Origin of the sequence: Magnetospirillum sp. 15-1, from assembly GCF_900184795.1 — a bacterium.
GTDB lineage: Bacteria > Pseudomonadota > Alphaproteobacteria > Rhodospirillales > Magnetospirillaceae > Phaeospirillum.
Genome location: NZ_FXXN01000024.1, coordinates 66,007 through 89,442 on the forward strand (window position 1 = coordinate 66,007; position 23,436 = coordinate 89,442).

At 65.6% G+C, this 23,436-nt stretch carries 22 protein-coding genes and 2 tRNA genes; 8 read left to right on the top strand and 16 right to left on the bottom strand.

The window, feature by feature from the left end; all coding sequences use genetic code 11:
* Positions 1-3: 3 nt before the first annotated feature.
* From era to acpS, 4 genes are all read right to left on the bottom strand, one after another.
* A complete protein-coding gene (gene era, locus CP958_RS11515) occupies positions 4-915 on the bottom strand; it encodes a GTPase Era (RefSeq protein ID WP_096702108.1) in 912 nt (303 codons plus the stop codon).
* Positions 912-1,598 (bottom strand): ribonuclease III, encoded by a 687-nt coding sequence (rnc, locus tag CP958_RS11520; protein WP_096702109.1) that lies wholly within the window; start codon positions 1,596-1,598, stop codon positions 912-914. The genes era and rnc overlap by 4 nt, the downstream gene beginning before the upstream one ends.
* 3 nt (positions 1,599-1,601) lie before the next feature.
* Positions 1,602-2,345 (bottom strand): signal peptidase I, encoded by a 744-nt coding sequence (gene lepB / locus CP958_RS11525; protein ID WP_096702110.1) that lies wholly within the window; start codon positions 2,343-2,345, stop codon positions 1,602-1,604.
* A 93-nt stretch (positions 2,346-2,438) separates the two neighbouring features.
* Complete coding sequence (gene acpS, locus CP958_RS11530) at positions 2,439-2,831, bottom strand: holo-ACP synthase (RefSeq protein WP_096702111.1); 393 nt, start codon at positions 2,829-2,831, stop codon at positions 2,439-2,441.
* A 137-nt stretch (positions 2,832-2,968) separates the two neighbouring features.
* On the opposite strand from acpS, the gene CP958_RS11535 reads away from it, so the two are divergent.
* Positions 2,969-3,394: a nuclear transport factor 2 family protein gene (locus tag CP958_RS11535; RefSeq protein ID WP_096702112.1), complete on the top strand. Its 426-nt coding sequence runs from the start codon at positions 2,969-2,971 to the stop codon at positions 3,392-3,394.
* Here the strand turns inward: CP958_RS11535 and CP958_RS11540 are convergent.
* The 3 genes from CP958_RS11540 to rpoZ form a co-directional block, all read right to left on the bottom strand.
* Entirely contained in the window at positions 3,391-4,122 is a 732-nt protein-coding gene (locus tag CP958_RS11540; protein ID WP_096702113.1) for a pyridoxine 5'-phosphate synthase, read from the bottom strand. The genes CP958_RS11535 and CP958_RS11540 overlap by 4 nt on opposite strands.
* 159 nt (positions 4,123-4,281) lie before the next feature.
* On the bottom strand, positions 4,282-6,438 hold the full coding sequence (locus tag CP958_RS11545; protein WP_096702114.1) for a bifunctional (p)ppGpp synthetase/guanosine-3',5'-bis(diphosphate) 3'-pyrophosphohydrolase: 2,157 nt from the start codon (positions 6,436-6,438) through the stop codon (positions 4,282-4,284).
* A gap of 129 nt (positions 6,439-6,567) precedes the next feature.
* Complete coding sequence (rpoZ, locus tag CP958_RS11550; protein ID WP_096702115.1) at positions 6,568-6,948, bottom strand: DNA-directed RNA polymerase subunit omega; 381 nt, start codon at positions 6,946-6,948, stop codon at positions 6,568-6,570.
* Positions 6,949-7,123: 175 nt separating this feature from the next.
* Here rpoZ and CP958_RS11555 point away from each other — a divergent pair, with 175 nt between their 5' ends.
* The 3 genes from CP958_RS11555 to CP958_RS11565 are packed head-to-tail and all read left to right on the top strand — an operon-like array spanning position 7,124 to position 8,814.
* On the top strand, positions 7,124-7,687 hold the full coding sequence (locus CP958_RS11555) for an NYN domain-containing protein (RefSeq protein WP_011384649.1): 564 nt from the start codon (positions 7,124-7,126) through the stop codon (positions 7,685-7,687).
* Position 7,688: 1 nt separating this feature from the next.
* On the top strand, positions 7,689-8,324 hold the full coding sequence (locus tag CP958_RS11560) for a uracil-DNA glycosylase (RefSeq protein WP_096702116.1): 636 nt from the start codon (positions 7,689-7,691) through the stop codon (positions 8,322-8,324).
* A 58-nt stretch (positions 8,325-8,382) separates the two neighbouring features.
* Entirely contained in the window at positions 8,383-8,814 is a 432-nt protein-coding gene (locus CP958_RS11565; RefSeq protein WP_096702117.1) for a bacteriohemerythrin, read from the top strand.
* Between the two features lie 4 nt (positions 8,815-8,818).
* Here CP958_RS11565 and CP958_RS27335 read toward each other — a convergent pair whose 3' ends face one another.
* The 5 genes from CP958_RS27335 to CP958_RS11590 form a co-directional block, all read right to left on the bottom strand.
* Positions 8,819-10,747, bottom strand: a complete 1,929-nt coding sequence (locus CP958_RS27335) for a diguanylate cyclase (RefSeq protein ID WP_096702118.1) — start codon at positions 10,745-10,747, stop codon at positions 8,819-8,821.
* 154 nt (positions 10,748-10,901) lie between these two features.
* Positions 10,902-13,565, bottom strand: coding sequence for a valine--tRNA ligase (locus CP958_RS11575; protein ID WP_170958960.1), 2,664 nt, complete (start codon positions 13,563-13,565; stop codon positions 10,902-10,904).
* A gap of 94 nt (positions 13,566-13,659) precedes the next feature.
* On the bottom strand, positions 13,660-14,385 hold the full coding sequence (locus CP958_RS11580) for a DUF2497 domain-containing protein (RefSeq protein ID WP_096702120.1): 726 nt from the start codon (positions 14,383-14,385) through the stop codon (positions 13,660-13,662).
* Positions 14,386-14,529: 144 nt separating this feature from the next.
* Complete coding sequence (locus CP958_RS11585) at positions 14,530-15,903, bottom strand: TolC family outer membrane protein (protein ID WP_096702121.1); 1,374 nt, start codon at positions 15,901-15,903, stop codon at positions 14,530-14,532.
* A gap of 157 nt (positions 15,904-16,060) precedes the next feature.
* The gene (locus CP958_RS11590) at positions 16,061-16,717 is read right to left on the bottom strand and encodes a protein-L-isoaspartate O-methyltransferase (RefSeq protein ID WP_096702122.1); all 657 of its coding nucleotides are present in this window, start codon (positions 16,715-16,717) and stop codon (positions 16,061-16,063) included.
* 203 nt (positions 16,718-16,920) lie between these two features.
* On the opposite strand from CP958_RS11590, the gene CP958_RS11595 reads away from it, so the two are divergent.
* Together CP958_RS11595 and CP958_RS11600 are read left to right on the top strand one after the other, a co-directional pair.
* Positions 16,921-16,994: transfer RNA gene (locus tag CP958_RS11595), tRNA-Cys, on the top strand.
* A 74-nt stretch (positions 16,995-17,068) separates the two neighbouring features.
* Positions 17,069-17,143 (top strand) — tRNA-Asn (locus CP958_RS11600).
* A 43-nt stretch (positions 17,144-17,186) separates the two neighbouring features.
* Here the strand turns inward: CP958_RS11600 and scpB are convergent.
* The gene (scpB, locus tag CP958_RS11605; protein ID WP_096702123.1) at positions 17,187-17,966 is read right to left on the bottom strand and encodes a methylmalonyl-CoA decarboxylase; all 780 of its coding nucleotides are present in this window, start codon (positions 17,964-17,966) and stop codon (positions 17,187-17,189) included.
* A gap of 132 nt (positions 17,967-18,098) precedes the next feature.
* On the opposite strand from scpB, the gene CP958_RS11610 reads away from it, so the two are divergent.
* Positions 18,099-18,395, top strand: coding sequence for a methyl-accepting chemotaxis protein (locus CP958_RS11610; RefSeq protein ID WP_096702124.1), 297 nt, complete (start codon positions 18,099-18,101; stop codon positions 18,393-18,395).
* Positions 18,396-18,399: 4 nt separating this feature from the next.
* The gene (locus CP958_RS11615; RefSeq protein WP_096702125.1) at positions 18,400-20,064 is read left to right on the top strand and encodes a trypsin-like peptidase domain-containing protein; all 1,665 of its coding nucleotides are present in this window, start codon (positions 18,400-18,402) and stop codon (positions 20,062-20,064) included.
* A 170-nt stretch (positions 20,065-20,234) separates the two neighbouring features.
* On the opposite strand, the gene CP958_RS11620 is transcribed toward CP958_RS11615, so the two are convergent.
* The 3 genes from CP958_RS11620 to CP958_RS11630 form a co-directional block, all read right to left on the bottom strand.
* On the bottom strand, positions 20,235-20,663 hold the full coding sequence (locus CP958_RS11620) for a bacteriohemerythrin (protein ID WP_141400490.1): 429 nt from the start codon (positions 20,661-20,663) through the stop codon (positions 20,235-20,237).
* A 66-nt stretch (positions 20,664-20,729) separates the two neighbouring features.
* Entirely contained in the window at positions 20,730-21,176 is a 447-nt protein-coding gene (locus CP958_RS11625; RefSeq protein ID WP_096702126.1) for a hypothetical protein, read from the bottom strand.
* Positions 21,177-21,181: 5 nt separating this feature from the next.
* Positions 21,182-23,398 carry a cyclic nucleotide-binding domain-containing protein gene (locus tag CP958_RS11630; RefSeq protein WP_096702364.1) on the bottom strand — a complete coding sequence of 739 codons (2,217 nt, stop codon included), beginning with the start codon at positions 23,396-23,398 and terminating at the stop codon, positions 21,182-21,184.
* Positions 23,399-23,436: the final 38 nt, after the last annotated feature.

A 23,436-nucleotide genomic window follows, 5' to 3' on the forward strand; every position in this document is an offset into this window, starting at 1 on the left:
TCCTCATGAATCGAAATCCAGGCCGATCTCTGAGTAATGGCCGCGCTTTTCCGACCAGTCCTCGCGCACCTTGATGTGGATGAACAGATGGACGCGGCGTTCCAGCAGTTCCTCCAGCTCCTGGCGGGCGGCGGCGCCGATGGCCTTGATCTGGCGGCCGCCCTTGCCCAGCACGATGGGCTTCTGGCTTTCGCGCTCGACATAGATCACCTGATCGATGCGGGCGGAGCCGTCTTCCTTCTCCTCCCACTTCTCGGTCTCCACATGCAGGGAGTAAGGAAGCTCCTGGTACAGCGCGATGAAGGCCTTCTCGCGGGTGATCTCGGCGGCCAGCAGGCGCTGCGGCAGGTCGGAAACCTGATCCTCGGGGAACATCCATGGGCCGGGCGACACCAGCTTGCCCAGATGGGCCAGCAGGTCCTTGATGCCGTCACCCTTCAGCGCGCTGATCATGAAGACGTCGGCGAAGATGCCCTCGGCGTCCAGTTGGGCGGTCAGGCCCAGCAGCTTGTCGCGCTTGACCAGATCCACCTTGTTGAGCACCAGGATGGCCTGACGCTTGGTCTCCTTCAGCTTCTCGACGATGGCCCGGGATTCGTCGTCATAGCCCCGGGCCGCGTCGATCAGCAGGCAGATGTGGTCGGCATCGTTGGTGCCGCCCCAGGCGGCGGCCACCATGGCGCGCTCCAGGCGCTTCTTGGGCTGGAAGATGCCGGGGGTGTCCACCAGGACCACCTGGGCCTCGTCGACCATGGCGATGCCCATCACCCGGAAGCGGGTGGTCTGTACCTTGGGCGAGACGATGGAAACCTTGGTGCCCACCAGGGCGTTGACCAGGGTGGACTTGCCGGCATTGGGAGCGCCCACCACCGCCACGAAGCCGCAGCGCTGGTCGGTTTCGGGAACTTCATTCATGACATCACCTGTTCCAGCAGCGCGCCGGCTGCCGCCTGCTCCGCCACCCGTTTGGAGGCACCGCGGCCCACGGCCGAGCCTACACCTTCGACACTGACCTCTATCAGGAAAATCGGCTCGTGCGGCGGACCTTCCTGGCCCAGCACGCGATAGGCGGGCAGCGGCTTGCCGCGTCCCTGCGCCCATTCCTGCAATCCGGTCTTGGCGTCCTTGGGCGGGGCCAGCGCCTCTTCCATCAAAGATTCCCAGCGCGACCGCACGAAGGTCGCCGCCATCGCGAAACCGGCATCGGCATAAAGGGCGCCGATCACCGCCTCGCAGGCATCGGCCAGGATACCGGGATTACCGCGCCCGCCGGCGTCGTCCTCGCCCTTGGCCAGCACCAGATGGCGCCCCAGGCCGATTTCATTGGCGACGCGGGCCACGGCCTCGCGGCGGACCAGGGCGGCATGGCGCCGCGCCAGGGCCCCTTCGGCCTCGGCGGGAAAGCGGTTGAACAGCATCTCGGCCACCACCAGCCCCAGGACGCGGTCGCCCAGGAATTCCAGACGCTCGTAAGGGTCCGAGGTCTTGGAGCGGCGGCCCTGCTGCATGCTCGGATGGGTCAGGGCCTGGGTCAGAAGCTCGGGCCGTCCGAAGACGTGCCCGAGGACCACTTGAAGATCGGCGACGGCACCGGCCATCGCCTACTCGATTCCCTGCAGCAGGCGGGAATAGCGGATGGCCCAGGGCCAGCGCCATACTTCCCACAGCGCCGCGCTGCCGTCGCCCGAGAAGAACAGGATTTCGGCGCGGCCGACGAAGTTCTCGGCCGGGACATAGCCTACCTCGGACAGGAAACGGGAATCCGCCGAATTGTCGCGGTTGTCGCCCATCATGAAGTAATGGCCGGCGGGCACCACGTATTCCATGGTGTTGTCGGCGGGGCCGTTATCGCCCAGGAACTCGATGATCCGGTGCTTGCGGCCGTTGGGCAGCGTCTCGATGTATTGCGGGGCGCGCAGGATGTTGCCGTCCCTGTCGCGCTCGACGAAGTCCTCGATGCGCTTCCTGTCCACGGCGGTGCCGTTGATGTGCAGGATGCCGCCCTTCACCTGGATACGGTCACCGGGCAGGCCGACCACCCGCTTGATGTAGTCGATCTTGTTTTCCGGCGGCTTCTTGAAGACGATCACGTCGCCGCGCTCGGGCAGCCGCTCCATGATCCGCCCGCCGCCCGGCCCGACGCCGAACGGCATGGAATAGCGCGAGTAGCCATAGGCGTACTTGGAGACGAACAGATAATCGCCGATCAGCAGGCTGGGGATCATGGACCCCGAGGGAATGTTGAAGGGCTCGAAGGCCAGGGTGCGGACACCTCCGGCGATCAGCATGGCGTAGACGATGGTGCGGATCGTCTCGCCCATTCCGCCCGACTTGCCTTTAGACATGAATAGAGCCGCTTATCCCATTGAAATCAATGACACCGCCACCACGGAAGGCACACGGCGTCGCCGAGATCAAGCCAGCCTGCGGCCCCGCTGTCAAGCCGGCAGGGCTTCGATGATCACTACGGCCTGGGCCAGGGGGTATTCGTCGGAGAGCGAGAGGTGCAGATGGGCGCGCATTCCGGCGGGAATCCGCCGCGCCAGAAGGGCCGCCGCGCCGCCGGTCAGGGTGAGGCCGGGACGCCCCTCGCCGTCATTGGTCACCTCCATGTCGCGCCAGCCGACGCCCTCCTTGCCCAGCGCCTTAACCAGCGCCTCCTTGGCGGCGAAGCGCTTGGCGTAGGTGGCGGCGCGCAGCTTCGGCCGGCTTTCGGCCTTGGCCCGCTCGGCCTCGGTGAACACCTTGGCGACGAAGCGCTCGCCGAACCGCTCCAGGCTGTCCTCGATGCGGCGGATATCCACCAGATCGTTGCCGAGACCGATGATCATTGACGTCGCGCTCCCCAGGAATGGCCGCCGGGATCGTAGAGTCTCGCCGGGGCGGGAACAAGCATGCCGTCTTCAGGTCGGACGGAAATCCGGTTACCCTGCGGGGCAACGAAGCAATCACGACAGGGAAAACCGACATGAACATCGAGAGCTTCATGCAGGGCTACAAGACGGCCTGGGAACGGCGCGATCCGAGCATGTTCGCGGCCCTTTTCCATGCCGAGGGGCGCTACCACAACACCCCCTTCCAGGTTCAGCACGGTACGGCCGAACTGGTCGAGTACTGGAAGCGGGTGCAGCTTCAAGAGGACGTCCATGTCGCCTACGAAATCCTGGCGAGCCAGGAAGGGGGCGGCATCGCCCACTGGCACGTCACCTATCAGGTCGCGTCCGAGGAGCTGTTCCAGATCTGGGCCAAGTCGACCGGCACCGGCCTGCCGAACCGCAAGCCGGGCGACCCGCTGCCCCGCATGGTGCTGGACGGCGTTCTCCAGGCCACCTTCACCGGCGACAAGTGCGCCGAGGCGCGCATCTGGTGGCACAGCCAGCCGCAGGCGACCTAGCTTCCCCGCGCCTCGTCCATCAGGCGGCGCATGTGGCGGATGGAGGCGTCGAGACCGATGAAGATGGCCTCGCCCACCAGGAAGTGGCCGATATTCAATTCCATGATGGAGGGGATGGCCGCCACCGGCTTGACCGTGTCGTAGGACAGGCCGTGGCCGGCATGGCATTCGAGGCCGATGGCCTCGGCATGGGCGGCCGCCGCCTGGATGCGGGCGAACTCGCGGTCGCGCTCGGCTCCCTCGGCGTCGCAATAGGCGCCGGTGTGCAGTTCGATCACCGGCGCGCCCAGGGCCTTGGAGGCATCCAACTGCTTCGGATTGGCCTCGATGAACATGGAAACCCGGATGCCGGCGTCGACCAGCCGCCCGACCAGCGGCCTCAGGCTGTCGAACTGGCCGACCGCGTCGAGGCCGCCCTCGGTAGTGCGCTCCTCGCGGCGCTCGGGAACGATGCAGGCGGCGTGCGGCCGGTGGCGCAGCGCGATGGCCACCATCTCCTCGGTGGCCGCCATCTCGAAGTTGAGCGGCAGGGTGATCTCGTTGGCCAGCCGCTCCATGTCGCGGTCGGAGATGTGGCGCCGGTCCTCGCGCAGATGCGCCGTGATGCCGTCCGCCCCGGCGGCGGCGGCCATGTGGGCGGCCCGTACCGGATCGGGATGATGCCCGCCGCGGGCGTTACGGATGGTGGCGACGTGGTCGATGTTGACGCCGAGGCGCAGGCGGGTCATGGCCTTAAAACTCCGCAGTAAAGACACCAAAACGCTGTTGGGCTATCGCCCGAACTCATCCCGGGCAAATTCCCCGGACCCCTTTTTATTTCATGAATAAAAGGAACGGGGTTTGGGGCCTCCGGCCCCAAGCAGGTATGGGCGGCAGCCCATGAGAACCTAATTCCTCGCCCGGTCCACCGAGTTGATGGCCGGGGTGGCGCGCAGCGCGGCGATGACATTGGTCAGATGCTTCACGTCGCGCACCTCGATATCGATGATCATCTCGAAGAAGTCGGTGGTGCGGTTGGTGATCTTCAGATTGGTGATGTTGCCCATGTTCTTGGCGATCACCGTCGAGATGGCTCCGAAGGCGCCGGGCTCGTTGGTCACCACCAGATCGATGCGGCCCACATGGGCGTTGCTGTCCGCCTCGTCCCAGGCGAGGTCGAGCCAGCGCTCCGGCTGATCGGCGAACTGCTCCAGGTTCTCGCAGTCGATGGTGTGGATGGTGACGCCCTTGCCCGTGCTGACGATGCCGACGATGCGGTCGCCGGGCAGCGGATGGCAGCAACCGGCGAAATGCATGGCCATGCCGGGGATCAGGCCCTTGATGGGCACCGCTCCGGCCTTGTCCTTCTTGTCCGAGGACGGCTTGCCGCCACGGGCCTTCAGGGCCACCACGTTATCGTTGCGGTTGGCCTGGGTCTTCAGTTCGGGGAAGACGGTGGAGACCACCTCGCGGGCGGTCAGCGTCCCCTCGCCCACCAGGGCCAGAAGGTCCTCGGATGATGGCGCCTTGAAGATGCGCAGCACGCCGTCCAGGGCCTTTTCCGTGAACTCGTAGCCTTCCTGGCGGAAGCTGCGCACCAGGATGGCGCGGCCCAGCTCGGTATATTGGGCGCGTTGCTGGGTCCGGATGAAGCGGCGGATGCGGGCGCGGGCCTTGCCGGTGACGACGAAGCGTTCCCAGGTGGGATTCGGCGTCTGCGCCTTCGACGTGATGATGTCGACCTGATCGCCGTTCTGCAACTGGGTGCGCAACGGCATGATGCGGCCGTTGACCTTGGCGCCGACGCAGGTATCGCCCACCTGGGAGTGGACGGCATAGGCGAAGTCCACCGGACAGGCGCCGCGCGGCAGGGAAATCAGGTCGCCCTTGGGCGTGAAGCAGAACACCTGGTCGGAGAACATCTCCAGCTTGGTGTGCTCGAGGAATTCCTCCGGGTTGGAGGCGTGCTCCAGGATATCGAGCAGTTCGCGCAGCCAGCGGTACTGGCGGCCGTCGGTAAGGTTGCCGCCGTCCTGCTTGTACTTCCAGTGGGCGGCGACGCCCAGTTCGGCCACTTCGTGCATCTCGCTGGTGCGGATCTGCACCTCGATACGGTGACGCTCCGGCCCGAACACCCCGGTATGCAGCGAGCGATAGCCGTTGGGCTTGGGCGTCGAGATGTAGTCCTTGAAGCGGTTGGGAACCATCGGGTACTTGGAGTGGATGACTCCCAGCGCCCGGTAGCAATCCTCGATCCCGCCCACCGCCACGCGGAAGGCCATGATGTCGGACAACTGCTCGAAGCCGACATTCTTGCGCTGCATCTTCTGCCAGATGGAATAGGGCGTCTTCTCGCGCCCCGAGACCACGGCCTTGATCCCCGCCTCGTCCAGGATGGAGCGCAGCTCGTCCAGGATGCGGCCGATCAGGTCGCCGCCCTGCTCGCGCAGGAACGACAGGCGCGCCACGATGGAGCTGCGCGCATCCGGATGCAGCTCGGCGAAGGCCAGGTCCTCCAGCTCCATCTTGATGCCCTGCATGCCGATGCGCTCGGCCAGGGGCGCGTAGATCTCCATGGTCTCCATGGCGATACGGCGCCGCTTGTCGGGATTCTTGATGTAGTGAAGGGTGCGCATGTTGTGCATGCGGTCGGCCAGCTTGACCAGCAGGACACGGATGTCCTCGCTCATGGCCAGCACCAGCTTGCGCAGGTTCTCGGCCTGCTTGGCGTGGTCCGACTGCAGCTCGATGCGGTTCAGCTTGGTGACACCATCCACCAGGCGGGCGATCTCGCGCCCGAACAGCCGCTCGATCTCCTCCAGCGTCGCCGGGGTGTCCTCGATGGTGTCGTGCAGCAAGGCGGTGATGATGGAGGCGGAATCCAGCCGGTACTTGGTCAGGATGCCCGCCACCTCGATGGGGTGGGAGAAGTAGGGATCGCCCGAGGCGCGGAGCTGCGAGCCGTGCATCTTCATGGCGAAGACATAGGCGCGGTTGATGGCGTCCTCGTCCGCGCCCGGATCGTAGGACTTGACGCGCTCCACCAGTTCGAATTGGCGCATCATCGCCACGTCACCTCACCTTCTCACCCCCCGAGTGTGTACGGGGAGCGACGGCGGGAAAAGAGGAAAAAGAAAAAACAAGGCCGCCCGCCCATCTTTCAAGATGGGAACGGGCGGCCTCGCATCACAGGTTTATTCGTCGCCGGCGTCCAGATCGAAATCGGCGCCCGAATCGTTGATGGACATGCCGTCCTCGATCATCTCGTCCTCGTTGGCGACGGTCTCGAAGGCCATGTCGCGATCGGGGATGAAACCCTCCATCTCGTCCTCTTCCGGCTCGTCCACTTCGACGTGCTTCTGGAGGTTCTGGATCAGGGCGTTCTGCAGGCCGTCCAGCGGCACGGTCTCGTCGGCGATCTCGCGCAGCGCCACCACCGGGTTCTTGTCGTTGTCGCGCTCCACCGTCAGCTTGGCTCCGGCGGAAATATCCCGTGCGCGCTGGCCGGCGATCAGCACCAGCTCGAAGCGGTTCGGAATCTTCAGTACACAGTCTTCAACCGTAACGCGCGCCATCGAAGATCCTTGTCTTTAGGCAATCTCGGAAAGAGACAGCTTATATCGTCGCTTACCCAAGGAAAGCAAGCCCCTATACCATCCCCCCCTTGCGGCGGAGCCCTGCCGCCCCTACGTTGAGGGCATTCTTCCCCGCTCCCCGGCGGGCCAAGCCATTTCGACAAGCGAGACCAGCATGCAGTTTTATTCCGCCGAGCGACTCGGCCTTTTCATCGATGGTTCCAACCTGTACTCGGCGGCCCGCGCACTGGGCTTCGACATCGATTACAAGAAGCTCCTGAACCTGTTCGCCGGCAAGGGACGGCTGATCCGCGCCTTCTACTACACCGCCCTGATGGAGGATCAGGAATACTCCCCGATCCGCCCGCTGGTGGATTGGCTGGACTACAACGGCTACACCATGGTCACCAAGCCGACCAAGGAATTCACCGACGCCATGGGCCGGCGCAAGATCAAGGGCAACATGGACATCGAACTGGCCATCGACGTGATGGAGATGTGCCAGTACCTGGACCACGTGGTTCTGTTCTCCGGCGACGGCGATTTCCGCCGGCTGGTGGAAGCGGTGCAAAGGAAGGGCGTGCGCGTCTCGGTGGTCAGCACCATCCGCTCGCAGCCGCCCATGGTGGCCGACGAATTGCGGCGCCAGGCCGACGTGTTCATCGAGCTGCAGGACCTGGAAAGCCAGATCGCCCGCGCCCAGCAACACCGCGACGACCGCCCCTACCCCGCCGACTGAGATGAGCCTGTCCGCGCCCCAGGCCGATTGCGGGCTGTGCCCGCGTCTGGCCGAATTCCGCCGTGCCAACCGCGTCCAATACCCCGGCTGGCATCACGATCCGGTCCCGTCGTTCGGCGATTTATCCGCCCGGCTGCTGGTGGTCGGGCTGGCGCCCGGCCTCAAGGGAGCCAACCGCTCCGGGCGGCCGTTCACCGGCGATTATGCCGGTGACCTGCTCTACGCCACCCTGCTGCGTTACGGGCTGGCACGCGGAGAGTACCGGGCCGCGGCCGATGACGGGCTGGAACTGGTGGACTGCCGCATCACCAACGCGGCGCGCTGCGTGCCGCCGGCCAACAAGCCGCTGCCCGCCGAATTCGCCGCCTGCCGCCCCTTCCTCAGGGCCGAGATCGAGGCCATGCCCAATCTGCGCGGCATCTTCTGCCTGGGCCGGGGGTCCCACGATCAGGTGCTGTCCACCCTGGGCATGCGCAAGGCGGCCCACCCCTTCGGCCATGCCGCCATCCATGACCTGCCCGGCGGGCTGGTGCTGGGTGACAGCTATCATTGCTCACGCTACAACACCAATACCGGCCGGCTGACCGAGGCCATGTTCTGTCAGGCGCTGGAGGCGCTGCTGGAACGGCTGCGTTAATCTTCCATTGAACCGGGTGTGCTAGACTTCCGTCTGTAATAGGGCGGGAGTGAACGGCATGACCATGATCGAATGGTCCAATGAACTGAAGCTGGGTGTTCCGGCCATGGATGCCGAACACCGCCAGTTGCTCAAGCTGACCAACGACTTCCTCACCGCCGCCGGCGAGCAGGCGCCCTTCCCGCGCCTCACCCGCATCATGGGCGAGTTGATCGCCCGCACCCGCATCCATTTCCAGGCCGAGGAAACCCTGCTGGACCGCGCCGCCTATCCCGGACTGGCCGGCCACAAGGCCGAGCACGGGCGATTGCTGGTGGAGGCACAGCGGCTCTACGAGCGTTTCTCCACCCTCGAGGCCACATCCGGCACCGACCAGACCGCCGCCCGCGCCCTGACCCTGGAGGCGGCGCAATTCCTGCAACGCTGGCTGGTGGATCACATCATCAACGATGACCGCCCCTACCGGCCCTACGTGCTGCGGCTGACCTGAGACTTCAGGCCTCGGGCGGCAGGTCGGCGGCGAACAGGAAGTTGTTCTTTCCTCCCCGCTTGACCGCGTACATGGCGGCATCGGCGCGGCGGATCAGGGCCGGGCCGTCCTCGGCGTCGTTGGGATAGAGCGCAATGCCGATGGAGCCCTGCACGCGGGCGGTTCCCGCCTCCAGTTCGTAGGGCTTGCCCAGCAGGGACAGAATCTTGCCGGCCACCAAAGCCGGATCGTCGCGGCCGTGCACCCCTTCCAGAATCACCACGAACTCGTCGCCGGCCAGACGCGCCAGGGTATCGGTAGCCCGCATGCACTGGGACAGGCGGTTGGCGGTCTGCTGCAGCAAGACGTCGCCGGCCGCGTGACCCAGCGTGTCGTTGACCGCCTTGAAGCCGTCCAGGTCGAGGAACATCAAGGCGAAGCGCTTCTTCTCGCGCCGGGATTGCCGCACCGCCTGATTGAGGCGGTCGAGGAACAGCGAGCGGTTGGGCAGCCCGGTGAGCGCGTCGTAATTGGCCTGACGCCAGATGCGCTCCTCGTCCTCCTTGCGATGGGTGATGTCGGAGAACACAGCCACGAAATGGGTGATGGCGCCGCTGCCATCGCGCAGGGCATTGATGGACAGCCACTCGGCATAAAAGGCGCCCGACTTGCGCCGGTTCCAGATTTCACCCTCCCAATGCCCCTTCTCGGCGATGGTCCACCACAGATGGGCATAGAATTCGGGATCATGGCGGCCCGAACGCAGGAAGCTGGGATTTTGCCCCAGTACCTCCTCCTTGGCATACTCGGTGATGGTGGTGAAGGCCGGGTTGACGAAGATGATGCGGTTGTCGGAATCGGTGATGACCACCGCCTCGGTCACCGTATCCAGCACCTTGGAGGCCAGCAAGACCTGCTGTTCCGCCGCCTTGCGCTCGGTGATGTCGTAGATCCAGGCCAGATTGACCTTCTCGTCCTCGAAATCGGCGGAGCGGATGGTCAGAAGACTCCAGAACGGGCTGCCGTTCTTGCGGCGGAATTCCACCTCGGCATCATCCAGATGGCCGTCGCGGCGCAGAATGGCCAGGACCACCTGACGCTGGGCATCGTCCACGTAATGCTCGCGCGCCTTGGAGCCGAGGAACTCCTCCTTGCTCATGCCCAGAATATCGGTGAAGCGGGAATTGACGAACACCACCCGTCCGTCGGAACGCCGCGAAACCGAGACGCCCATCGGACTTTCCTCGAGGATACGCCACAGGCGCTCCTCGCTCTCCTTGAGCCGGGCCGCCGCCGCCGAGCGCTCGGCGATATCGGCCCCCAGGCTCTCGACCATGGGGCGGAAGACACCGACCGCCGACAGGATCAGCAGGCCCACGCCGATGGCCACCGTCACCCCCTGCAGGGTCATCAACTCGTCCATCTGGCGCTCGCTGCCCCGCTGGAAGCGCACCGTCACCTCCTCGAGGGAGCGCATCAGCGAACCGCCGGCCGCCGCCGACAGGACCGCCAGATCGGGAGCCGAGGGAGACGGCCGCCCCTCCAGCGCCAGCACGGCGCGTCCCCGCGCGAGGAAAGCCCGCAGGTCCTGATCGAGATTCCAGGGAGGAGCGGTATAGACCTCCAGGATACCGGGCGGCGGAGGCGTCTTGTCGCCCCGCATCAGCCGCCCATGGCGCTCTTCCAGTTGATCGAGGGTCTCGGCCAGCAGGTGGAGGATGGCCGGACGGTCCACCTCCTCGGCGATGACCAGACGGTTGGCGGCGAACGCCGCCCTTTGGACCAGCATGCGCTGGCGACCGGCCAGATTGACCAGTTCGGCGCTGCCTTCGGCATCGCTGATCATGCGGGCCAGGGCCAGAAACGATATCAGGGCAAGCGCCCCCAGCACCACCAGAACGGCGATGTAGCGTATCGTCAGCTCCCGCGTAATCCGCTCGCCGAGGTCAGACATCCCCAAATTCCCGCACAGCCCGCCTCAATCATAGCGGCAAAGTGAGGTCGTGTCTCGACGCGCTGTGCGCTCAGACGGCCAAGCCCCATGAGCGTGTGTTACCTGGGAAGACTCGCCATGCCCGCGACCGGCGCGGGCATGGCGATCAAGCGGATCAGGCTCCGGACAGGCGCTCCAGGGCCTCGCGCAGCTTGGCGACGGCGCCGGCCCAGTCGTCGCGGCGCTCGCGCTGCTCGGCCACCACGTCCTCGGGGGCGCGGGCGATGAAGTCGGCGTTGCCCAGCTTCTTGTCCACCTTGGCGATCTCGCCTTCCAGACGGGCGATCTCCTTGTCCAGGCGGGCACGCTCCTTGTCCACGTCGATGACGCCGCCCAGCGGCATCACCAGGGTAGCCTCGTCCACCACCATCTGGGCGGCGCCGTGCGACGACGCCTGGGCTACCCGCTCGGAGGAGGACTGGGCCTCGAAGGCGGTCAGGCGGGCCAGACGGGTGATCAGATCGGCGTGGGTCCTGGCCCAGCCGCGCTTGGCCTCGGCCAGACCGGAGACCAGCAGGTCCACCTGGGCCGAGGGCGGCACGTTCATCTCGGAACGCACGCCGCGCACCGTGGAGATCACGCGCACCACCCAATCCATCTCCTCCTCGGCCTCGGGGGCGGCAAGGCCGTCCAAGGCAGGCCAGGAGCGCAGCATCAGGTCGCCGTCGCGCTCGGCGATCTGGCCCCACAATTCCTCGGTGATGAACGGCATCAAGGGATGCAGCACGTGCAGGATCTGGTCCAGCACCCAGGCGGCGGTGGCCCGCGCCTCGGCCTTGGCCCCCTCATCCGTTCCGTTGAAGATGGGCTTGGCGAATTCCAGGTACCAGTCGCAGAAGGTGCCCCAGACGAATTGATAGCAGCCGCCGGCCGCCGCGTCGTAGCGATAGCCCTCGATGGCGGTGCCCACCTTGGCGGCCAGTTCAGCGGTCTTGGCAACGATCCAGCGGTTGACCGTCTCCTTCACCGCCTTGGGATCGAAGCCCGCCACCGGCCTGCATTCGTTCATCTGGCAAAAGCGCGCCGCGTTCCACAGCTTGGTGGCGAAGTTGCGGTAACCCTCCACCCGGCTCTCGGCCAGCTTGACGTCGCGGCCCTGGGCGGCCAGCGCCGACAGGGTGAAGCGCAGCGCGTCGCAGCCGTATTTCTCGATCAGGTCCAGGGGGTCGATGATGTTGCCCTTGGACTTGGACATCTTCTGGCCCTTCTCGTCGCGGACCAGGGCATGGATGTAGATATCCTTGAAGGGCACGTCGCCCATGAAGTGGATACCCATCATCATCATGCGGGCGACCCAGAAGAAGATGATGTCGAAGCCGGTGACCAGCACATCGCCGGGATAGTAGCGGGCCAGTTCCGGGGTCTGCTCCGGCCAGCCGAGAGTCGAGAACGGCCACAGAGCCGACGAGAACCAGGTGTCCAGCACATCGGTATCGCGCACCAGCTCCACGTCCTTGCCGTAATGCCTGGATGCGGCAACCTTGGCCTCTTCCTCGGTTTCCTCGACGAAGAAGGCGCCGTCGGGGCCATACCATGCCGGCACCTGATGGCCCCACCAGATCTGGCGCGAGATGCACCACGGCTGGATGTTGCGCATCCACTCGAAATAGGTGTTCTCCCAATGCTTGGGCACGAAGCGGGTCTTGCCGCTCTCCACCGCCTCGATGGCCGGCTTGGCCAGGGTGGCGGCGTCCACGAACCACTGGTCGGTCAGCCACGGCTCGATCACCACGCCCGAACGGTCGCCATAGGGCACCATGTGGGTGTGGGGCTCGATCTTGTCGAGCAGGCCCAGGGACTCGAATTCCTCGACCACCTTCTTGCGCGCGTCGTAACGGTCCAGGCCGCGATAGCCTTCGGGCACGTCATCGGTGGTGCGCGCGTCACGGTCGAAGATATTGATCTGCGGCAGATCGTGGCGGACACCCACCTGGAAGTCGTTGAAGTCGTGGGCCGGGGTGATCTTCACCGCGCCGGTGCCCTTGGTGGGGTCGGAATATTCGTCGGCGACGATGGGAATCAGCCGGTCGACGATGGGCAGGCGCACCATTTTGCCCACCAGATCGGTATAGCGCTCATCGTCCGGATGAACCGCCACCGCCGAGTCGCCCAGCATGGTCTCGGGCCGGGTGGTGGCCACGGTGATGAAGGTGTCGGCCATGCCTTCGACCGGATACCGGAAGTGCCACATATGGCCCTTCACTTCCCGCTGCTCCACTTCCAGGTCGGAAATGGCGGTATGCAGCTTGGGGTCCCAATTGACCAGACGCTTGGCGCGGTAGATCAGGCCCTGGCGGTGCAGGGTGACGAACACCTTGCGGACAGCGGCCGACAGGCCCTCGTCCATGGTGAAACGCTCCTTGGCCCAGTCGGGCGAGGCGCCCAGGCGGCGTAGCTGGCGGGTGATGGTGCCGCCCGATTCCGCCTTCCACTCCCAGACGCGCTTGATGAAGTTATCGCGCCCCAGATCGTGGCGGGTGACCTTCTGGGCCTCCAACTGGCGCTCGACCACCATCTGGGTGGCGATGCCGGCATGATCGGTACCGGGCTGCCACAGGGCATCCTTGCCGGTCATGCGGCGATAACGGATGAGCACGTCCTGCAAGGTGAAGGTCAGCGCATGGCCCATGTGCAGGCTGCCCGTCACGTTGGGCGGCGGCATCATGATGGTGTAGGGCTTGGCCTCGGAGTCGGTGTGGGCGGCGAAGGCCCCCTGGGCCTCCCAGCGCTCGTAATGCTTCGGTTCCACCTCGGCGGGGCGATAGGTCTTATCCAGCATGGCCATGGGACTTGTCACTTCAATTGGGGGGACACAAACGAAAAGGGCGGCCCGATCATGCCGGGCCGCCCCATTGGCTTCGAACCGGCGGAGATTAATACTCTCCGGACCGGTTTACCATCCTCTCGATCTCTTTCTTGACGATGCGCTCGATCATGTAGGGCAGATTCTGGTCCAGCCATTCCGACAGGATGGGACGCAGCAACTCGCGCACCAGATCTTCCAGGGTGATGGAGCTGTTGCCCAGGCCGAACGACTTCTGCCGCACGATCTCGCGCGCCAGATTGGTCAGCAGCGAAGCACCGTGATCGATGCTGGGCGGCGACATCAGGCCGTCATCCTCGGGCGGCGCCGGACGGCGCGGCGGCGGCGGCTCGTAATCGTCCATCACCCGGCTGGCGGCGGTCATTACGGGCTCGGGCTCGAAATCGCCGAGATCGGCCTTGAAATCGTTGATGTCGAAGGCGGGTTCCGGTTCCTCGGCCACTTCCTCCATCACCATGTCGTCGGTCAGCTCGAGGATGTCGTCCTCGGGCTCCGGCTCCGGCTCAGGTTCCGGAATGGGCTCGGGTTCCGGCTCGGGGGCCGGGGCCGGTGCATCGAACAGGGAATCGATGTCATCCTGGGCGAAGGTGGGGGCCGGCTCGGGCTCCGGTTCGGGCTCCGGCGGCGGCATGGGTTCGGGCTCGGGCTCCGGCTCGGGAGCGACCGGTTCGGGGGCCTTGGGCTTATCCTCGGCCTCATCCTCCGACAGAATACGTCGGATAGAGGCGAGGATATCCTCCATTGATGGTTCTTGCTGGGCCTTGTCGTCGCTCATGTCACGGCTATTCTGTCTGCCTGCGCCCAAGAAAGGGACCTGCCGTAATAGTGACGTACGGCTGGTAACAAATGGTTAAAATTCCACGAGTCCCCAAGAGAAACCCGGATCAGCCATTCGCCGGCGACCCGGGTCCCACTATTTCTACTCGTATCCTTTGTCGTTGTCGATGCCATTGCCGAACCATTGGCCACGGACATCGTCATAGTGCTTGGTCGGATCATAGACCTCGACGGGAAGATTGAGCCCCTGGGCGGTCATCTGCCCCAGAGCCGACTTGACCTGATAGGCGGCGGCCAGCACGTCGCGCTGGGCCTTGACCAGATTGACGCGGGCATCGAACAGTTCCTGCTCGGCGTTCAGCACGTCGAGGATGGTGCGCGACCCCACCTTGGATTCCTCGCGCACGCCGGCCAGGGCCAGTTCGGAGGCCTTGATCTGCGACTGATAGGAATTGGCCTGGGCACGGGCGGCCTGCAGGGTTTCCCACGCCTTGGTGCCGGTCTCGATGGCGTCGCGGCGGGCCTGGTCGGCCTCGATGCGGCGCTGGCCGGCGGTGTGCTTGGACGCGCGCACGCGGGAATAGACGCTGCCCGATTCATACAGCGGCACGCTGACGTTCAGCAGCACTTCGCGATTGGTATAAGAGGAGTCCATGGTCGCGGTCTGCAGGCCACGGCTGATATCGGCCGACACCGACACGGTCGGCAGCAACTCGCCCCAGATCTGGTCGATGTTGTCTTTGGCGGCGGCGTGAGTGTAATCGGCGGAAACCACGCTGGGGTTGGCGGCCAGCGCCAGGGAGGTGACATCCCCCAGATTGGCGGGCAAGGCCGGCGGCGCGGCGGGAGTGACCAGCGCCTCGGGCGGGCGGCCGACATTGTTGACGTAATTGGCGCGCGAGCTCTGCAGGTTGCCCTCGGCGGCGACGCGGTCGGCGGTGGCCTTGGCGAGGCGCGCCTCGGCCTGGCTGACGTCGGTGCGGGTCAGCTCACCCACCTTGAAGCGCTCTTCCGTCGCCTCGAACTGGCGGCGCAGCACCTGCTCGTTGTTGACGGAGAGGCGGAGCACCGCCTCGTCACGCACCACGTTGAGATAGGCGGTGGTGGCCGCCAGCAGAATGGTCTGCTCGGTCACCGCCAACTGGGCCCGCTCGCTCAGCACGGTGTTTTCCGCCTGGGCGGTGGCGGCCAAGGTACGCCCGCCGCGGAACAGCGGCTGGGTGACGGTCAGCGCCTCCGTCCTGGGGCTGCGCGCCATGCTGTACTTGGTCAGCGTGTTGTTGTCGTAGCTTCCGCGTCCGGCGGACCCCGTCAACGAGACGGTAGGCCGCCAGTTGGACAGCGCCTGGGGAACACCTTCATCGGTGGACCGCAACCTGGCACGGCGTGCCAGCAGCGTCGGATTGGAAGAATAAGTGGACGCCAGCACCTCCTCCAGCGTCTCGGCGGCAACAGAGGTTGACGCGGCCGCGAGCATGCACGCCGCGCCGATCAGCCGACAGCTTACCTTCTTCATTCAACACCTGTGTTCAGCAATGCGGGTCCCCATCCCGGAACGACCTAATTTCGCTCGAGAACATTAGACCTTGGACGGGGAAGATCAAGGACAATTCCTGACCCCTACCTTGCGTCCGGGGTGACTATGTCATGCCCGGACGCAGGGATGGAATCCGTCAGAACACGAAGCCGGGCTTGGGGGCCATGCCGGGCAGATAGGGGGTCGAGGCGTCGAACAGGGGGCGGCGGCCGAAAGTATCGCCCACCCGGACCACCTGGACCACCTTGCCCGCGCCCTTGGTACCGGAATCGACCACCGCCACCAGACGGCCGCCGTCGCTGAGCTGGCGGCACAGGCCGGCGGGAATCTCCCCCACCGCGCCCGCATAGACGATTACGTCGTAGGGCGCCTGGGCGGAATAGCCGGCCGCCATGTCGCCGGTCACATAGGCGACGTTGTCGATGCCCTGGTCGGACAGCGCCTGGGTGGCGCGGCCGGCGAGATCGGTATCGCTCTCCAGCACCACCACGGTGCTGACCAGCTTGGCGAGCACGGCGCTGGCCCAGCCGGTGGCGTCGCCGATGACCAGCGCCACGTCGGTGGAGCGCACGCCGGCGGCCTGCAGCAGGCGGGCCAGCACCAGCGGCTCGATCAAGAAGCGGCCGCCGCCGATGGATACATCCTCGTCCACATAGGCGAAGCCGCGCATGGCCTTGGGCAGGAACGCCTCGCGCGGGGTCGAGGAAATGGCCCCCGACACCTGCAGGTCGTGCACCTTGTTGGTACGGATCTGGTTCTCGACCATATTGAATCTGGCGCCAGCGTAATCCATGGCCCTCGGGCTCCCATACTGATCGTCAATCTCTCGGACGGGCCCGCCCCCCTTGTAATCGGGCTGAGCCACGGGACGAATTTATAGGCGCGACCGCCATCGAAAACAATGCTGCGAAAAGGGTGAAACAGCGGCTTGACCCGGTATCGAACAGCGCGTATAAGCAGCGTCCTCACGTCGGCACCCGCCGGCTGGGCCGGTTGGGCCGGGTGGCAGAGTGGCTATGCAGCGGACTGCAAATCCGCGTACGTCGGTTCAATTCCGGCCTCGGCCTCCACCGTCCCCAGGTCCGGGTGCGGATGTGAGAAAAAGAATTCCTCGGCTTGCCATACCGCTTGGGCAGGTCGTTGATCCGGAGTAGCTCAGCGGTAGAGCAGCCGGCTGTTAACCGGCTGGTCGGGGGTTCGAATCCCTCCTCCGGAGCCAATGAAGGGCCAGAAACCAACGGTTTCTGGCCCTTTTTGCTGCCTCACTCCCCCGTAAAGCAGGGCTGGCGTTTCTCGCGGAAGGCATTCACGCCCTCCTGGTAGTCGTGGCTGTCGTAGACCTTGCGGCGCAGGCCCTGGACCCGCTCGAACATGCGCGGCGTGATGGAGTGCGCCGAGGCCAGGACCCGCATCTCCTCCTTCATCACCGCGATGGCCAGCGGTGCCAGCTTCTCGATATCGCGCGCCATCAGGGTGCAGTAATGGGTGATTTCCTCGGCACCGCGCAGATGATTGACGACGCCCAGGGCCTGCGCCCGCTGGGCCGAGATGGGCCGGGCGGTGAAGGCCATCTCGCGCACCACGTGGATGCCGGTGACGTTCATGAAGGTCAGCAGGCCGGAGATGTTGTAGGGGATACCCAGCTTGGCCGGGGTCAGGGCGAAGGTCGAATCGGGCGTGGCCACCACCATGTCGCAGGCCAGGGCCATCTCGCAGGCCCCGCCCCACACGCCGCCCTCGATCAGGGCGATCACCGGGGCGGGAAACTCCTCGATGGCGCGGATCACCACCCGCAGGGGGTCACCCCACCCCAGGGGATCGCGGTGGGTGGCGGGCAGTTCCACGACGTCGTGACCGGCCGACCACACCTTGCAGCCCGGCTCGGCCCGAAGGATCACCGTCCGGGCCTTGGCCTGTTCCGCCTGTTTCAGCCCGTCCAGGATACCTTCGATCATCGCCTCGGACAGGACATTGCGCTTGGCCTGATTGGTCATGGTGATGACGGCCAGCTTGCCGTCGAACTCGCAACGCATGATGGTCATCGCCGCCCGCCGCCCCCTTTGCTGTGATGCACTGCACAATGACACAGAACCGCACGAATTCACACGCAAGCGATTGCCCGCCGGCCGGTCCCCCCGTACACTGCGTCAAACACTCTCGCGGGAACCGATACCATGTCCGACCAGGAACGCATCATTGAACTGACCGCCACCCTTGCCGACGTGGTCTCCCGCAAGGTGGAGGAGATCAAGAAGGTTACCGGCACCACCCGCATCCTGGCGCTCAACGCCCTGATCGAAGCCGCCCGCGCCGGCGAGGCCGGCAAGGGCTTCGCCGTGGTGGCCGGCGAGGTCAAGAACGTGTCGGAAAGCATCGACGGCATCACCCAGTCGCTGGAAGCCGAAATGGGCGCCGCCGTCGACGAACTGGGCCGTCTGGCCAGCCGGCTGCGGGCCGACGCCGCCGAATAGCCCGATGACCCCGCGCCCGAGGACGGCCCGCCCGCTCGCTCCCCTCGCCCTCGCCGTGTTCCTGGCCGTGGGCGCCGCCCCCGCCATGGCCGGCTATGACGAGGGGTTGACCGCCTACCAGAAGCGGGACTGGGCCGCCGCCATCCGGGAGTTCAAGCCGCTGGCCGCCGAAGGCAATGCCGCCGCCCAGGCGCGGCTGGGCCACATGCTGTTCGAAGGCCTTGGCGGCACCAAGGACGACGCCGAGGCGCTCCGGCTGTTCAACGCCGCCGCCGCCGCCGGTGATCCGCTGGCCCAGCACTGGCTGGGCAGCGCCTATTTCAACGGCCGCGCCGTCCCCAAGGACATCTCCCAGGCCCTGGTGTGGTTCGGCCGCGCCGCCGACAAGGGGCAGCCGGAATCCCTCCACGCCATGGGCGAGATTCACTTCAACGGCTTCGGCATCAACAAGGACGAGGGACGCGGCGTCGAGTACTTCAAGCGCGCCGCCGAAAAGAACTGGCCGCCGTCGCTGGAACGCCTGGCCCAGTTCAACTGGGACGGCCGCGCCATGCCCACCGACAAGGCCAAGGCGCTGGACTACGCCCGCCCCGCCGCCGACGCCGGCCGCCCCATCGCCCAGTTCATCCTGGGGCTGGGCTATCTGTTCGGCCAGGGCACCGAGAAGGACATGACCAAGGCCGCCCAGTGGTTCCGCAAGGCGGCCGACCAGGGCCATCCCCAGTCCCAGCACAATCTCGGCGTCATGTACGTCAACGGCCAGGGCGTCAACAAGTCCCCGACGGAAGGGTATTTCTGGATGGCCCTGGGCGCCGAGCGGGCGCCGGCCAACCTGAAGCAGAATTACGAGAAGGAGCGCGATTCCGTCGGCTCCCGCCTCGCTCAGCCCGACCTGGACGCCGCCCGCCAGCGGATGGCCCTGTGGAAGCCCAATGCCGCCGGGCCGCAGACGGCCAGCGTCTCGCCGGCGCCGGTCCCCCCTTCTCCCCCGTCGGCGCAGCAATCCTCCACCGCGCCCTCCCAGCCCACCGCCGGCAAGGTGTCGTCGGGGTCGGGCTTCGTGGTGTCCACCGACGGCGTGGTGATGACCAATGCCCATGTGGTGGAGCAGTGCCGCACCATCACCGTCAAGCCCCAGGACGGCCCCGCCCAGGTGGCGGCGCTGAAGGCCAAGGACAGCGCCAATGACATGGCCCTGCTCAAGACCTCGCTGCGCCTGCCGGAGATCGCCCGGTTCCGCCAGGACCGGCCGCTGCGCTCCGGCGACGAGGTGGTGGTGATCGGCTATCCCCTCTCCTCGCTGCTATCGCGCGAGCCCAACGTCACCGCCGGTGTGGTCAGCGCGCTCAACGGCATGCGCGGCGACCCGCGCCACTACCAGATCACCGCTCCGGTGCAGAAGGGCAATTCCGGCGGACCGCTGATCGACATGGGCGGCAATATCGTCGGCATCGTCACATCCAAGCTGAACGCCATGAAGATCGCCGACAAGACCGGCGACCTGCCCCAGAACATCAACTTCGCCATCAAGGCCGATCTGGCGCGCACCTACCTGGACAGCAATGGCGTCACCTACCAGACGGCGGCATCCACCACCCAAATGTCCGTGGCCGACGTGGGCGAACGCCTCAAGCGCGTCACCGTCTTCATCGAGTGCCGGATCGAGTAGGATGGGGCTCGGGCGATAGCCGACGGCGGCTTGCCTGTAGCGTGATGCCCAAAATGTGCATCACGCTATAGGCCTTATCATTGTCCCCCGCCGGGCGGGCGCATCCACGCCCTTGGCCGCGCCCTCAACGGGCGCTGGAGCGGCGCGCCTCATATTTGAGGCGCGCCGCTCTACGTCTTCTTTCGCACCCAGGGCAGAATCCGGCCGCGCATCTTGCGGTCGGTCTTCATGATGTGCTCCTGCAGCCAGATGGCCAGAAAACTGCGCATGTTCTCGGTCGCCACCTTGAGGTCGCCCCATTCGCCGCAGCGATGCTTGTCCATGAATTTTTCGAGGGTGTGGCGCAGTTCGTCGTGCTGGCGCTTGTTCTCGGCATAGCCCTCGTAGCCGGCTTCAAGCTGAGCGGTTTCCTCGCGCTCGAAATGATCGTTCACATAGGCCTGCAGCCGCTCGAGGATACGGCCGATCTCGACGGGATCAACCTGTCCGGAAGCCGTCTGGCTCGCCGTTTCGAATTCTCTGACCAGGGCGAACAACTCCTGGTGATCGTCATCGACCACATCGATGCCGACCCGCATGTGCTCCTGCCAGGTCGCCATGCGTGCCTCCTTCTTCCCTACCCTTCGGAAGGATGCTCCCAAAGGTATTGGCTGGCAAGGAACAGATTATGGCGAACGAAGGTCGAGGACCGGCCCGCCGCCGCGCTGGGTGGCGAGGATGCGCCGGGCCGCGCCGGACTCCAGCTCCATGCTGAAATCCTTGCGGTAGCTGGTGCTGGCTCCCACCGCCTCGTCGACCATCAGGCCGAGGACGGCGGCGCCGCCGGTGAAGACGACGAAGGCCGAGTTGGCCCACAGCCAGCCGCTGCCGCTGCTGTCGAGGGTATTGACCGTACGGCGATACCCGGGAGCCTCGCAGGCGACGGTGATGGGAGCGGCCTTGTGCGGCAATTGCAGGGTGGCGGGCGAGGTCACCTCGGCGGCGAAGCCATCGGCGCCGGCCAGGAAACAGCGGGCACCGGCCGGCTGGGTGGCGATGCTGACCTCGGAGGACGACCCGTTGACCATGGAGGCGCAACCGGCCACCGCAAGGGCAACCAGCACGATTCGCATATGCCTCAAGACGGGGCTCCCGCTTCCTGCCGGAGGGAGGAGAAGGTGCGCTGCCGCCGCTGGTACAATTCCAGCAGCTTCCAGCGCGCCACCGGGATATCGCGCACCATGGAGCCCGGCACCAGCAGAAGCTCGCTACGCATGGCCGCCACCAGACGCCCCTCCCCCGCCTGGGAGAACAGCACCTCGGACTCGTTCAGCGGCTCGCCGATACCGCAATACTCCACCACGGCACCGTCCAAATGGCGGTCGAGCCGTCCGTCGCGCACCATGAAGACGAAGTCCTGGCCGGTCATGTCGATCTCCTCGCCGGTGGCGAGGTAATAGGGCTGGCAGGTCTCGGCGATGCGCACCTCGGTGAGGTTGGACAGGCTTTCGCCGAACAGCCACGTGTGATTGAAGAAATTACGCAAATCGGCCAGGCGTGAGATGCGCTCGCTCATCTCGTTGCGCTCGACGAAGCTGCGGTACAGACCGGACGGAATCTTGAGGGCGCGCACGAAGGACAGCGCCCGGTAGGTCTCGAAGGAGGGCTCGCCCGACAGGGCATAGGACTCGCCGATCATGGCGCCGGCCGACAGGGTGGCGGTCTGGTCGGAATCGGGCTCGATGGTCTCCACCAGTCCGGTGAGGATCAGGTGCACGTCCTCGCAATAGCTGCCCTCGCGCAGCAGGATGGTTTCCGGATTGAAGGTCACCACCGGATGATTCAGCAAGATGCGGATCTGGTGTTCCGGCACGCCCAGGAAGTACTCGGCCAGATAGCCGTGGGCGGCGCGCAGCCGGTATTCCTGATAGGACGGGATCAGGGCGTCCACCGTGCCGAACGGCGCCCCCGAGCCGATGCTCTTCTGCGCCTTGGTCAGCGCCAGGGCGGTATGGGACAGGATGATCTTGTCCGACTTGTCCTCGCGGAAATCCTCGGCGCAGCCGTGGATCAGGCCGCCGCCGATATCCAGCTTCTTGATGTCGGCCGGCACCAGATAGTCGGTGCGGACCTGGATCATCAACTCGCTGCTGATGCCATGGCGGGTCTCGTCGTCATCGACCATCTGGCCCAGCACGTCCAGCGAGACGATATCGGCCATGTGGGCGTAGGACCGGAAGCCGTCCTCCCACGGGGTACGGAAATGGAAGACGGTGGTCTCCACCGGATGGGGCGAGAAGATGGGCCGCACCTCCAGCCCGTCGATGTCGTTCCACACTCCCAGCGACAGATCGCAGATCTCGAAATACTCGCCGAACGAGTCCTCGCCGATATTGGTCAATGCCGCCAGCTTCTTGGCCACCGACGCGCGCACCGACGGATGGGCATAGTACTTGATGCGATGATCGGCGCGGAACAGGGTGGTCAGGCCGCAGAAATGGTCGTCGTGGCAATGGGTGTGGAAGATGCCCTCCACCTCCTGCACGCCGATGCCCAGCGCCTGCAGCGCCGAGTGGATGTTGGGGCCGGCGTCGATCAGATAGATCTTGCCCTGGAACATCAGGATGGAGGACATGGCGGCCCGCTCGGGGTCCCAGCCGTCGCCCTCGCCCGAATGGACCACCGAGAAGTACTCGCGTTCCAGATCGTGATAGCCCAGATGGTAGGGCGTCTCGTAGGTGCGCCCCGGCCCCAGGTTGAGGTCGACGATGGCCGTCTCGCCCGCGTAGGCAAACTCGAAAACGTTGACCTCGAGACGCCGCACCGTCACTCCGCCCGGCAGGATGGCCGAACCGTCGCCGATGATGCAGGTGTCCAGCAGATCCTGCGGCGGCCGGATGGCCCCGAAGGCGAAGCGCAGCTTCATGCGCATCCACTCGGCGGCCATGTCGGCGGGGACGCCGGCGGCCAGCATCTCGTCTTCCGACAGCAGGCCGTAATTGCCGCGCATGACGTATTCCATCTGCGCCTCGACCTGCTGGGCGAGGCCCAGCAGCAGCGGCTTGCGCCCAGAACAGTTGGGGTGGCCGGGAATGATCATGCCCTGGCGATAGAGCATCTGCAGGATGGGGAATTCCGACAGGTTGGAAAAGGCGCCGTTCTGCAGCGGCACGTCGGACAGCAAGATGGCGTTGGGGCCGGTCTCGAAGGTGACGCCGCCCCGCTCGGTGGGAACGATCAGGCCGCGCTTGATCAGGTGCTTGACGCTGTCGGCGGGACAGCCACACAGAACCCGGAGGTCCGCCTCGGGGACCTCCACCCAACTGATTCCAGACGATACCGCAACCACCCGCATGCGGCTTCCCCCCACAGGACCGCGTTCCGGTTTGGGTT